Source organism: Ehrlichia japonica (assembly GCF_000632845.1).
Taxonomy (GTDB): domain Bacteria; phylum Pseudomonadota; class Alphaproteobacteria; order Rickettsiales; family Anaplasmataceae; genus Ehrlichia; species Ehrlichia japonica.
In genome coordinates, this window is sequence record NZ_CP007474.1 from 1,136,009 (window position 1) to 1,148,904 (window position 12,896).

10 protein-coding genes are annotated in these 12,896 nt (G+C 30.6%); 6 read left to right on the top strand and 4 right to left on the bottom strand.

The annotated features are described in order from the left end of the window. Nucleotide 1: 1 nt before the first annotated feature. Genes EHF_RS04460 through EHF_RS04470 form a run of 3 tightly spaced genes read left to right on the top strand, consistent with a single transcriptional unit; the run spans nucleotide 2 to nucleotide 4,504 of the window. Nucleotides 2-1,312: a TrbI/VirB10 family protein gene (locus tag EHF_RS04460; RefSeq protein WP_044195687.1), complete on the top strand. Its 1,311-nt coding sequence runs from the start codon at nucleotides 2-4 to the stop codon at nucleotides 1,310-1,312. A 14-nt stretch (nucleotides 1,313-1,326) separates the two neighbouring features. Continuing rightward, nucleotides 1,327-2,325, top strand: a complete 999-nt coding sequence (virB11, locus tag EHF_RS04465; RefSeq protein ID WP_044195690.1) for a P-type DNA transfer ATPase VirB11 — start codon at nucleotides 1,327-1,329, stop codon at nucleotides 2,323-2,325. Nucleotides 2,326-2,362: 37 nt separating this feature from the next. Continuing rightward, nucleotides 2,363-4,504: a type IV secretory system conjugative DNA transfer family protein gene (locus EHF_RS04470; protein ID WP_044195693.1), complete on the top strand. Its 2,142-nt coding sequence runs from the start codon at nucleotides 2,363-2,365 to the stop codon at nucleotides 4,502-4,504. A gap of 676 nt (nucleotides 4,505-5,180) precedes the next feature. Here the strand turns inward: EHF_RS04470 and EHF_RS04475 are convergent. Further along, complete coding sequence (locus EHF_RS04475; protein WP_044195696.1) at nucleotides 5,181-6,935, bottom strand: hypothetical protein; 1,755 nt, start codon at nucleotides 6,933-6,935, stop codon at nucleotides 5,181-5,183. 282 nt (nucleotides 6,936-7,217) lie between these two features. Here EHF_RS04475 and EHF_RS04480 point away from each other — a divergent pair, with 282 nt between their 5' ends. Continuing rightward, nucleotides 7,218-7,595 carry a ferredoxin family protein gene (locus EHF_RS04480; protein ID WP_044195698.1) on the top strand — a complete coding sequence of 126 codons (378 nt, stop codon included), beginning with the start codon at nucleotides 7,218-7,220 and terminating at the stop codon, nucleotides 7,593-7,595. 164 nt (nucleotides 7,596-7,759) lie between these two features. Here EHF_RS04480 and nadA read toward each other — a convergent pair whose 3' ends face one another. Together nadA and EHF_RS04490 are read right to left on the bottom strand one after the other, a co-directional pair. Then, on the bottom strand, nucleotides 7,760-8,701 hold the full coding sequence (nadA, locus tag EHF_RS04485) for a quinolinate synthase NadA (protein WP_044195701.1): 942 nt from the start codon (nucleotides 8,699-8,701) through the stop codon (nucleotides 7,760-7,762). A 21-nt stretch (nucleotides 8,702-8,722) separates the two neighbouring features. Continuing rightward, nucleotides 8,723-9,472, bottom strand: coding sequence for a methyltransferase domain-containing protein (locus EHF_RS04490; protein ID WP_044195703.1), 750 nt, complete (start codon nucleotides 9,470-9,472; stop codon nucleotides 8,723-8,725). Between the two features lie 269 nt (nucleotides 9,473-9,741). On the opposite strand from EHF_RS04490, the gene EHF_RS04495 reads away from it, so the two are divergent. Further along, nucleotides 9,742-10,923 (top strand): phage portal protein, encoded by a 1,182-nt coding sequence (locus tag EHF_RS04495; RefSeq protein ID WP_044195706.1) that lies wholly within the window; start codon nucleotides 9,742-9,744, stop codon nucleotides 10,921-10,923. A gap of 147 nt (nucleotides 10,924-11,070) precedes the next feature. Continuing rightward, nucleotides 11,071-11,604, top strand: coding sequence for an HK97 family phage prohead protease (locus EHF_RS04500; protein ID WP_044195708.1), 534 nt, complete (start codon nucleotides 11,071-11,073; stop codon nucleotides 11,602-11,604). On the opposite strand, the gene EHF_RS04505 is transcribed toward EHF_RS04500, so the two are convergent. Beyond that, the gene (locus tag EHF_RS04505; RefSeq protein WP_044195710.1) at nucleotides 11,587-12,474 is read right to left on the bottom strand and encodes a hemolysin family protein; all 888 of its coding nucleotides are present in this window, start codon (nucleotides 12,472-12,474) and stop codon (nucleotides 11,587-11,589) included. The genes EHF_RS04500 and EHF_RS04505 overlap by 18 nt on opposite strands. Between the last annotated feature and the right edge of the window lie 422 nt (nucleotides 12,475-12,896).

Genomic DNA, 12,896 nt, shown 5'->3' on the forward strand with positions numbered 1-12,896 from the left:
TATGTCAGAAGAGCATCAAAACAACCAATACACAGAAATTGAAGATAGTGTAAATGTTGTTGGAGTAAATAGAGGAAAAAAATTCATTACAATAGGAGTAATGATAGTTGGACTAGGGTTTGCTTATTATTATTTCTTTACAAACAAAAAATCCGATGACAATCTTAATAAACCACAAGTAATAGAAGAAGCAGACATAGAAAAATTACTAAAAGAATCTGTACCACCAACTCAAGAAGTATCTCCACCTATAAATATTCCACCTCAATTACCAGAGTTACCACCCTTAGTATCACCATCTTTACCATCTATTCCAACAGTTGAAAAACCTAAAACATTAGAGGTACCAAAAACAAAACCAAAGCAATCTGTTGAGACTAAACCTTCTAAGCCTTTACCAAAAATACCTTTACCTACTCAAAATAAAATAGATATAGTTACCCCCCCCATTGCACATGCACCAACAGGATATGACAAAGAAAGAAGAACTACATCAATGTTAGCAATTTCAAACGGACAAAACCTTACATCTTCTACTACTGAAAGCGCAGAAGGAGAACCAAATATTAACAAGACCAATTCCGTTATTTCTTTACAATCTACATCTTCTCCTAATGTAGTTGCAACAAAAGTAAATAATTTAGAATTTACAATTTTACAAGGCAAAATAATTGATGTCGTACTAGAAACTGCTATTAATTCAGATCTACAGGGTACATTGAGAGGAATAGTAGCACGAGATGTTTATGCTGAAGCCAACAATACAGTAATGATTCCAAAAGGATCGAGATTAATAGGAACTTATTCTTTTAATGCCAGCCCTGGAAAAACTAGAGTTCAAATATCTTGGACTAGGGTTATCCTACCTAATGGTATTGACATAGCCATTGATTCTAATGGAACAGACGAGCTAGGAAGACAAGGAGCTTCAGGCACCGTCGATACAAAAATAGGAAACATATTAACTTCTACAATATTATTAGCTGGCGTATCTATAGCGACATCTTATGCTACATCAAAAATCCCTGAGATAAATAATAACCCTATTCTAGAATCAGATAGTAAAGACAAAGCAGATCAACAAGATGATGATTCAACTAATAAATCTAAATCCACAAAAACTACATTACCTGTAAAAATTTTATCCCAAGCAGTAGATGATTTTTCAAACTCTATAAAAGATATAATAAAGAAATACTCTAATAACAATCCTACAGTATACGTAGACCAAGGTACTCTGCTAAAAGTATTTGTTAACAAAGACATTATATTTCCAAAATCAACAGTTTATGGAGTAGATATTGTTAATTAATTATAAAGGTTTATATGACAACAAGTTATGCCGCTTTAGATACGTATCTTGAACCATTACAATCTATCTTTCATGAAGATGGAGTAAATGAAGTATCTATAAATCAGGAATGCGAAGTATGGATAGAGAATAGAGGGAACATACGTTGTGAATCTATTCCAACCCTTAATTTATCACATTTAAAAGCATTAGGAAGGTTAATAGCTCAAGCAACAGAACAGAAAATAAGTGAAGAAAACCCCTTGTTATCAGCAACTTTACCTAACGGTTATCGTATACAAATTGTATTTCCACCAGCTTGTGAAGCAACTACAGTAGTTATGTCGATTAGAAAACCATCAGCTATGGAACTCTCATTAGACGACTATGAAAAAATGGGCGCATTTAATCAAGCTATAACAGAAACTCAAGAAAACAATATAGATAATCAATTAAAAGAATTATTAAAACAAAAAAAAATTAAACAATTTTTAGAATATGCTGTAATAAACAAAAAAAATATAATAATAAGTGGCGGTACATCAACAGGAAAAACTACTTTCACTAATGCAGCATTACGAAGTATACCTAAAGATGAAAGATTAATCACAGTAGAAGATGCGAGAGAAATTGTCTTAAGTCATCACCGTAACAGAGTACATTTAATCGCCTCGAAAGGAGGACAAGGTAGAGCTAAAGTGAGTACTCAAGATTTAATAGAGGCATGTCTAAGATTACGTCCAGACAGGATAATAGTAGGAGAATTACGAGGATCTGAAGCATTTAGTTTTTTAAGAGCAATTAATACAGGTCATCCTGGATCCATATCTACATTACATGCTGACACACCAATGATGGCGCTAGAACAATTAAAATTGATGGTTATGCAAGCAGGCCTTGGCATACCTCCAGATCAAATAATTAATTATATTACCAATATAGTAGATATTGTAATCCAATTAAAAAGAGGATCAGAAGGTACAAGGTATGTATCAGAAATACTATTCACTAAATCTTTACAGAAAAATGGTTAAATGATACGTAAATTTTTATAATTAAGTTGTTGTTTTTATGGATAGTGTAAGTGCAAACCACATACGTAATATTTTATTCCTTGTTTTAGGTGCATTCTTCGGACTGGAATTTTGCTTTTATTTATCAGGAGTGCTATTTATCTTGATGGTATGGGGACCAGATTATCTAGATTTTAATTCTATAAATCCTAGTTTCAGCAATTTTCCAGACAGAATCTGGCCAACCATTTTTAATTATGTAGAACATTGGTGGCATAATCCTTCTTCATATGACACATTATTATTAGTCAAGCTATTGTCATCATTATGCACCCCAATAGGTATCCTAAGTATAATATTATGGAATCTAAGAAATATACTATTTGATTGGAGGCCATTTAAAAAGAAAGAATCATTACATGGAGATTCAAGATGGGCAACAGAAAAAGACATTCGTAAAATAGGACTACGCAGCAGAAGAGGCATATTACTAGGAAAAGACAAAAGAGGCTACCTTATTGCTGATGGATTTCAACATGCTTTACTATTTGCACCAACTGGGTCCGGAAAAGGTGTAGGCTTTGTAATACCGAATTTATTGTTCTGGGAAGATTCTGTAATAGTGCACGATATAAAATTAGAAAACTATGATCTTACAAGTGGATGGAGAAAAAAAAGAGGACAAGAAGTCTTCGTTTGGAATCCAGCACAACCTGATGGGATAAGCCACTGTTATAACCCACTGGATTGGATAAGTTCTAAACCAGGACAAATGGTAGACGATGTACAAAAAATTGCCAATTTAATAATGCCTGAACAAGACTTTTGGTACAATGAAGCACGCAGTTTATTCGTGGGAGTAGTATTATATCTATTAGCAGTACCAGAAAAAGTAAAATCTTTTGGAGAAGTTGTACGCACAATGCGTAGTGATGATGTAGTATATAATTTGGCAGTTGTATTAGACACCATAGGAAAAAAAATCCACCCAGTTGCATACATGAATATAGCTGCATTTTTACAAAAAGCTGATAAAGAGCGTTCAGGTGTAGTGTCAACTATGAACTCATCTTTAGAATTATGGGCAAATCCATTAATTGATACAGCAACAGCTTCAAGTGATTTTAACATTCAAGAATTTAAAAGGAAAAAAGTAACGGTATACGTTGGGCTAACACCAGATAACTTAACTCGTCTTAGACCTTTAATGCAGGTATTTTATCAACAAGCAACAGAATTTTTATGTAGAACTTTACCGTCAGATGACGAACCTTACGGTGTATTATTTCTAATGGATGAGTTTCCAACACTAGGAAAAATGGAGCAATTCCAGACTGGTATTGCGTATTTCCGTGGATACAGAGTCAGATTATTTTTGATTATTCAAGATACTGAGCAGCTTAAAGGTATATATGAAGAAGCAGGAATGAATTCATTTTTATCAAACTCTACCTATAGAATTACTTTTGCAGCAAATAATATTGAAACTGCAAACTTAATATCACAATTAATAGGAAATAAAACTGTTAATCAGGAATCCTTAAACAGGCCTAAATTCTTAGATTTAAATCCTGCATCTCGCTCATTACACATATCAGAAACACAAAGAGCCTTATTACTACCTCAAGAAGTGATAATGTTACCTAGAGATGAGCAAATTCTTTTAATAGAATCTACTTATCCTATAAAATCAAAAAAAATAAAATACTACGAAGACAAAAACTTTACAAAAAAATTATTAAAAAGCACTTTTATACCTACTCAAGAACCTTATGATCCTAATAACATAAAACCAACAAAAAAAGAAAATGAAGATCCCATTCCTAGTATTGAAAGTGATATTCCTGAAAACAAATCTGATAATACCGAGAACGTCACAAAAGAAGAAGATGCAATATATGACAGCACAGAAGCATACTATGATGAAGATGAAGATAATGATGACGAAGACTTCAACTTTGATGATCTAAATGAATACATAGATGAAGAAGACTATGAAGATGAGAATGAGGAGTATAATGATGAATCTGAAGACTATGACTACACTACAGAGGAAGAAGATGATGATCATAACAACAACAGTCATGAAGATGACAAATACGAGAATAAAAGTAGAGATAAAAGCAATTTAGATTATGAAAATGATTACAATGATAAAGAACAATCTGAGAATCAAGATTCCAAAAATGAAGACAAATAACTTATAAATTTCTTTATAACAACAGAAATTATTCAAAGCACAAAAGATTTAACCAAAACTTAGCATTCACTAAACTATATTATAGGGAAATTTACCTTACTATACATGGAACATACAGAAACATACTAATATAAGTCAAACACAGATTAGTAATTTGAAATTCACATCACTAATAATAATTAAAACCTGGCAAAATCAACCTGAACCAAACTTTTTAGATATTATAACATTATATGTTATGACTGATTTTATATCTTAAACTGAATTTAATAGTTATATAACCATATCCTGAAAAATCCATGTTTTATGCTATTACTTACAAATTGTTACTAACTTTATCAATACACTATCAATTTTATTTTAATTACTTTAGTACAAAAAAAAGATTTTTCCAGAGTAAGCTTTCTCTAAAAAGTCAACATACCTTACAACATAAGGTCCACCCTATAAATAATAGAATTCAGATGTTTATATTTAAACAATAAGTAAATATTACACAAGTCTTCTATACATATTTTTTAGACTTTACTTTTCAACATTAATAAAAACTCACTTCCTCCAATTTGAATAGGACTCTATTTCTCTACATACAAAAAGCAACAAGCAAACAAAAAAAAAAATAGCAAGCGACACTTAAAAGTATCACCTGCTATCTAAAAACAACTAAATCCTATAATTATATAATGCTATTAACTGCATTATTATCAGCATTTTCTTGAGTAAGAAAATGATTATATCCTACAAAATAAAGATTAAGGCAACAACATACATGACTATTATCCAATAAACTGCTCGAATCTTCTACATTTTGAAACTCATAAACATATTTTTCATCGATTAGTTCTGATACAGGACACAATATTTTGTTTATAGAATCTGGTAATATTGTACATTCATTTGCAGGTAAGTTCATAGAATCTACATTTATAATAACATGTAAGTTTTCTTTTACTAAGAACTTAGGGTTATCTTCTCCTTGGTGGGTTTTAGAAATTTCTTCTTCTGCAATAGCTGAAGCTGCTGGTGCTGATGAAGGTTGAAATATTGTTTCATTATGAAATATTGTTTCATTACCTTCTTGATGAGTTCCAGAATGATCTCCTGCTTCTACAACAGGATTATTATTACTATCATCCAAAATTGCATGCATAATCATGTTTAACAAATTCTGACCCTGGTGAGTTTCAGAAATTTCTTTTTCTCCTCCTAAAGAAACTGGAACTGTTTGATCTAATGTAACAAGATTATCACTTGTAACAGCTGAATGTAAGTCTTCTTTAAGGTTATCTTCTCCTTGGTGGGTTTTAGAAATTTCTTCTTCTGCAATAACTGAAGCTGCTGGTGCTGATGAAGGTTGAAATATTGTTTCATTACCTTCTTGATGAGTTCCAGAATGATCTCCTGCTTCTACAACAGGATTATTATTACTATCATCCAAAATTGCATGCATAATCATGTTTAACAAATTCTGACCCTGGTGAGTTTCAGAAATTTCTTTTTCTCCTCCTACAGAAACTGGAACTGTTTGATCTAATATAACAAGATTATCACTTGTAACAGCTGAATGTAAGTCTTCTTTAAGGTTATCTTCTCCTTGGTGGGTTTTAGAAATTTCTTCTTCTGCAATAACTGAAGCTGCTGGTGCTGATGAAGGTTGAAATATTATTTCATTACCTTCTTGATGAGTTCCAGAATGATCTCCTGCTTCTACAACAGGATTATTATTACTATCATCCAAAATTGCATGCATAATCATGTTTAACAAATTCTGACCCTGGTGAGTTTCAGAAATTTCTTTTTCTCCTCCTACAGAAACTGGAACTGTTTGATCTAATATAACAAGATTATCACTTGTAACAGCTGAATGTAAGTCTTCTTTAAGGTTATCTTCTCCTTGGTGGGTTTTAGAAATTTCTTCTTCTGCAATAACTGAAGCTGCTGGTGCTGATGAAGGTTGAAATATTATTTCATTACCTTCTTGATGAGTTCCAGAATGACCTCCTGCTTCTACAACAGGATTATTCTTACTATCACCCAAAATTGCATGCATAATCATGTTTAACAAATTCTGACCCTGGTGAGTTTCAGAAATTTCTTTTTCTCCTCCTACAGAAACTGGAACTGTTTGATCTAATGTAACAAGATTATCACTTGTAACAGCTGAATGTAAGTCTTCTTTAAGGTTATCTTCTCCTTGGTGGGTTTTAGAAATTTCTTCTTCTGCAATAACTGAAGCTGCTGGTGCTGATGAAGGTTGAGATATTATTTCATTACCTTCTTGATGAGTTCCAGAATGATCTCCTGCTTCTACAACAGGATTATTCTTACTATCACCCAAAATTGCACGCACAAATATGCTTAACAAATCTTCAGTTTTACTATATGTATCAACACTTACTTCATTATTATCAATATTATTATCAATATCCATAAAAATCTCCTTTAATTTCAAATGTATTGCACAAACTCGACTTACAAAAAAACTAGTTCCTTTATTATAAAATAATACTACTAGATAAGAATTGATACCTCATATATGTATTAGGATACAACCTAAACACCAACCAGCCTTTCAATTCCATGATATATATTATGATGTATATGTTTAACTGTAATTTATATCCATAACTTATAAAAGTAATAAATATTAATTGAACTTGGCAAGAAAAAACATTACAATAGAACTGGTTACTTTATCATTAATTATTCTGTAATGACACACTTTATAACGGACAGGTGCATAAGATGCAAATACACTGATTGTGTTGAGGTATGTCCAGTAGATTGTTTCTATGAAGGAGTGAATATGTTAGTAATAGATCCTGACCAATGTATAGATTGTGGTGTGTGTGTCCCTGAATGTCCTATCGATGCAATTGTCCCAGATGACTCCATAAGAGATGTACTAGAATTCAGTGATAGTGCCTTAAATGAAGAACAGAAAAATCTTAAAAAATTTTATGAAATAAATAAAAAATTTTCTAAAAAATGGAAAAACATAACATCTGCTAAACCTGCTAATCCAGAAGCAGAATCTTATAAGTATACAAAAAATAAGTTTATTTATTTCGATGAAAACTTAAGCGAATAGTATATGTTTTTACATCATATAAACTTACACTTAGCAAGTTTATATTAATTTTAATATTACACAACATTTTAGGTGTTGTACTTCGACATTATGTAACTTTATGCTGCACTAAAAATTTACATGATATCCTCTACTTTTGTTAAATTAACCCACTAATTAAAAAATCAACTCATACTGAGCATAGCATCCAAAGATTTTCTAGCCATATTACTAACTTCAACATCAAGAGTAACTTCAGGATAACCATTTTTTAAACATAAATATAATTTTTCTAAAGTATTTAAACGCATATGTGGACATTTACTACATGAAACACATCCACTATCTGAAGAATTGACAACATAAAAAGTACTGCCAGAGGATACTTTTTTCATTTGATGAATAATGCCTTCCTCAGTTAGAACTATAAACTCTGAATTAGGCCTTTCAGAAGAAAATTTTAATAACTGAGTTGTTGATCCAATGAAATTAGCATGCCTTAATAAATGACCAGGACACTCAGGGTGAGCTATAACATATGCTTTGCTATGTCTAACCATCATGTCAATTAATTTGCGCTCAGAAAAGCTCTCATGCACCATACAAGTACCAGGCCATAAAATCATCTTTCTGTTTGTTTTTTTTTCTAAAAAACTTCCTAGAAATTTATCTGGAGCAAATAGAATTTGTTTTTCTTCTGGTATTTGTCTTATTATTTTTTCGGCACTTGAAGATGTACAAATTATATCAGAATAAGCTTTAACCTCTGCTAAAGAATTAATATAAGTAATTGATACACAATCCTTATGCAATTCACGAAATTTTTTAAAACTTTCAGCATCACAAGAATCAGCTAAAGAACATCCTGCATTTAAATCCGGTAACAAAACTTTTTTTGTAGGATTAATGATTTTTGCAACTTCAGCCATAAAATATACACCACAAAATACAATAACATCAGCTGTTGTTGTGGCTGCCTTTCGAGAAAGCTCCAACGAATCACCAATAAAATCAGCAACATCTTGTATTTCTGGATCTTGATAGTAATGAGCAAGAATTATAGCATTACTTTCCTGAGCTAAATGACGTATCTCTTGTAGCAGCTTCATAATATCAAGTTCTTTCATGTAATTATTATGACAAAAAAATTACTTTTTAACAATCAAATACATAATGTTCCATGAACTAAAAATACAATCTTGAAAAGAATATAATTCCTTATAAACCCTGCTTATATTAAATATATCATGCTGTTTATCACTAACTTTCTTCGTATATACACCTGTCAATTTCATACTTAACAGGAAAGAACGAAATGACTTATGGTATTGACGATAATTACAACAAAATACATATTGTATTTTAACATTAAAAGAATTTATAATATTTATTAGTTCATCCATTTGATAAAATTTGCTAAAAGACCCTCCTGCTTTTTCAATGACATTGTTCAATTCTATTAGAGTTCCAAATATTGGTATTGATATATACAATACACCATCTGATTTCACAACTCGAAGTAATTCCAACAGAGAAACACTAATATTACAAGACCATTGTAAAACCATTGAGGTAATAATAATATCAAAAAAGTTTTCACAAAATGGCATTATATCCATATGACAATTTATTGATAATGCATTATTTTTTTCTTTAGCCAAAACACACATTTCCTGAGATAAATCCACTTGAATAAAATTATGGTGTGTAATATCTAAGAGTTTACCTATATTTCCAGTACCACATCCTACATCTAGTATGTTTTTCTTATCACAATCTTTCAATGTCACAGTACTACACAATTCACGCAAAATCACATTTTGTATATCAGAGAATTTATCATACGAATTTGCTGCACCATCAAATGCTTTCTGTATTTTTTGAGTAACAAGATCCATACTGCATAATCACTATAACAATAAAAATAGCATAGACAAAAACGTCACTATAAACTGACAAAAAAAACACACTTGTACTGTACATTATAAAAAATAGCTTCCACATCTATCGATATAGGATGTATTATGTTATACACAGTTTAAAACAGATAACTATCTTAGTATCTACATGTAACTTATACTGTAAATTACTTAGTAAGTTTTATACTACCAGCATACTACTAAATAAATCCAACTCAATAAAAAATTACATACAAAGAGTTTTACCAATGAATTTCTTTCAAAAAAAATCAACACAAGATAACTCTTACACTTTTTCAATCCCTATACAATTGTTTACAGAAGCTGTATGGAAAAACAGAAGTTATGCAAATTTTGCAGAAAATGGTTATATAAAAAATGTAATTGCATTTAGATCTATCCACATGATTGCGTCGGCAGCAGCATCTGTTCCTATACTATTAAATAAAATTGAAAAAAATAACACATTTCAAGTAAAAAATCATGCCTTATTAAAATTAATATCTAGACCAAACAGCACTACATCAAAATCAGAATTCATTGAAGGAATCCTCACTTATAAATTGATTGGTGGTAACGCTTACATTTTAATGATAGAAAATCACGATATGGTGCCTAAGGAATTACATCTTTTGCGACCAGACAGAGTTGAAATCATTTCAGGAAAAGACAATAGACCATATTCATATCGCTACTCGATAAATAACTGCAATTACAACTATAAAATTAATAAATTAACAAATTATTCACAAATCTTACACATAAAAAATTTCCACCCACTAAATGATTATTATGGTCTATCTCCTATAGAGGCAGCCTCATATAGTATAGATCAACATAACCAGGCTGGATCTTGGAATCAAGCAATGTTACAAAACGGCGCTAGACCAAGTGGAGCATTAATTGTAAATGCAAAAGGTAGCAATAATGGAAGTTTAACTCAAGAACAATATATTCGTTTAAAATCACAAGTAGATGAATTCTATTCTGGACCAAGAAATGCTGGAAGACCAATATTACTTGAAGGAGGATTAGATTGGAAAGAAATGAGCTTATCTCCTAAAGATATGGATTTTATTGATTCAAAGCACAGTTCAGCACGTGATATTGCACTAGCATTCGGCGTACCCCCCCAATTACTTGGCATTCCCGGAGATAATACCTATAGCAATCTTATTGAAGCAAGACTATCATTATGGGAACAAACAATATTGCCTCATCTAGATAATATTATTTCACATTTCAACAATTGGCTAGCTCCTAAATTTGGAAATAATATATTTTTATCATACGATAAAGATTCCATTTCTGTATTAACAGAAAAAAGAAAACAGCTTTGGCAATATGTAGAAAATGCAACTTTTATGACTATAAATGAAAAAAGAGCAGCTTTTGGATTACCACCAATAGAGAATGGAAATACTCTATAACATATTACCAAAACACACAACAATTTTAATAATCTCTGAGATCTTGCAAATTTTAATCAATTAAAAAACACATAATATATAAGAAATATTTTGAAATCTCAGAATTTTATAACCAATTTTATTAATAACAATTATAGAAATTCTCTTATGCAACAGAAAACATGTAACTTACTTTTATCTGAAAAAAATATAAAACAATCCGGGACTTTCTCAGGATATGCAAGCGTATTTAATGTTGTTGACAGGCAAAAACATGTCATATTACCAGGAGCATTTAGCAGCTCTATAAAAAATATACATAAAATAAAGTTATTATGGCAGCATAACTCAACAGAACCTATAGGCAATATTACCAGTATGGTTGAAAATAACATAGGACTCTACATAACAGCAAATTTATTACTAGACTTACAAAAAGGAAAAGAAGCATATTTAATGCTTAAAAATGGTATAATCAACGCACTATCAATAGGATATAGTGTTATAGATGACCACATGAATGACAACACAGGTGTAAGAATACTAAAAAAAGTATCCTTATGGGAAATTAGCTTAGTCACATTCCCTGCTAATATACATTCGAAGGTAACTAATGTTAAGGATATACATAAAGATTTAGACATATCTTTTACAGAAGCTAAATTTGCCTTAGATAAGTTGAGTTCAATGATCGATTTTTAAGTCAGTCCTTTTCACATCACTTAAATCAATAACAATTTTATAAATACACCTATCATCAGCTTCCTTAATAGAAAATACAGCTCCATTTTTGTGCTTAAAAACTTCATTTGTAACAGGTACCCTACCAATCATAGATAAAATGAGTCCACCTATTGTTACATAATCGTCTTCCTCACAATCCCTAAAATCAATGTTAAAAGTTTCTTCTAAATTTTTAACTAATACTCTAGCATTCACTTCAATCTTGTTATCAGAGATATTCACAATACTCGGAACGGTAGGAACACCATGTTCATCATCTATATCACCTACTATTTCCTCAATAAGATCTGCCATAGTAATCAATCCTTCTGTTCCTCCATATTCATCTATCACTATAGCAACATGTATGTGAGAAGATTGCATTTTTATGAATAAGTTAACTGCCTTCATTGATGGAGGGATATACATGACCTCACGGATTATATTCCCTGCATTAAAATCATTATAAAAATTTGAGATTATGTCTTTAATGTGAATAAATCCTATTATGTTATCTAAATTATTCTCATATACTAAAACTCTAGTATATTGTCCACTTATTACTTTATCTATCAAGTGTTTACTATTAGACATGTCTGTAATATTTATAGCGTAGATTTCTGTCCTAGGAATCATTACATCCCTTACCAAGCAATCATTAAATTTTATAAGGTTATAAAACATTCTGGAGTTGGTAAAACACTCGTTACTACTGATCAAATTATTTTCGATAATCTTTTTTAGTTTTGGCATTTTTTTTAACATAAATGAAACTAACCTAACACTTAACGATTCTCCTAAGGAAAACATATCTTCACTATCGCTATTATCAGAAAGCTTGTCACTCATATACAATGTATAATTCTTTATTATTACTTAAGTATACTATTCAAAACTTTATTTTCTATATAAAGTTTGTGTTAATAAACTTGTTAATAACCCAGCATGAGAGATGTCAATAAAAGTTGCCCACATTCCATTACATAGTTATCCACAGAGTTATTAGGAAGATGAAGTTAGCAATAACTGTCGTATAAGGTCCCAATTAAAACTACAGTTATCAACATAATTCACATATTACTTATACACACATGTTATATTAGAAAATCAATATAATACATACTTTATTAACAGAGTTATTCACAAAAAAACATTAGTAAAACTTTGACATGCATTTTTCAAAAATGAGTTTTATCAACATAATTCACAGGATTAACTATAAAAACTATCTATAAGGATATAATATACATATAATTTCTATGAGAGTGGAT

Coding starts and splice junctions, on each gene's coding strand:
- EHF_RS04460 (WP_044195687.1), top strand. CDS start 2: ATGTCAGAAGAGCATCAAAACAACCAATACACAGAAATTGAAGATAGT.
- virB11 (WP_044195690.1), top strand. CDS start 1,327: ATGACAACAAGTTATGCCGCTTTAGATACGTATCTTGAACCATTACAA.
- EHF_RS04470 (WP_044195693.1), top strand. CDS start 2,363: ATGGATAGTGTAAGTGCAAACCACATACGTAATATTTTATTCCTTGTT.
- EHF_RS04475 (WP_044195696.1), bottom strand. CDS start 6,935: ATGGATATTGATAATAATATTGATAATAATGAAGTAAGTGTTGATACA.
- EHF_RS04480 (WP_044195698.1), top strand. CDS start 7,218: ATGACACACTTTATAACGGACAGGTGCATAAGATGCAAATACACTGAT.
- nadA (WP_044195701.1), bottom strand. CDS start 8,701: ATGAAAGAACTTGATATTATGAAGCTGCTACAAGAGATACGTCATTTA.
- EHF_RS04490 (WP_044195703.1), bottom strand. CDS start 9,472: ATGGATCTTGTTACTCAAAAAATACAGAAAGCATTTGATGGTGCAGCA.
- EHF_RS04495 (WP_044195706.1), top strand. CDS start 9,742: ATGAATTTCTTTCAAAAAAAATCAACACAAGATAACTCTTACACTTTT.
- EHF_RS04500 (WP_044195708.1), top strand. CDS start 11,071: ATGCAACAGAAAACATGTAACTTACTTTTATCTGAAAAAAATATAAAA.
- EHF_RS04505 (WP_044195710.1), bottom strand. CDS start 12,474: ATGAGTGACAAGCTTTCTGATAATAGCGATAGTGAAGATATGTTTTCC.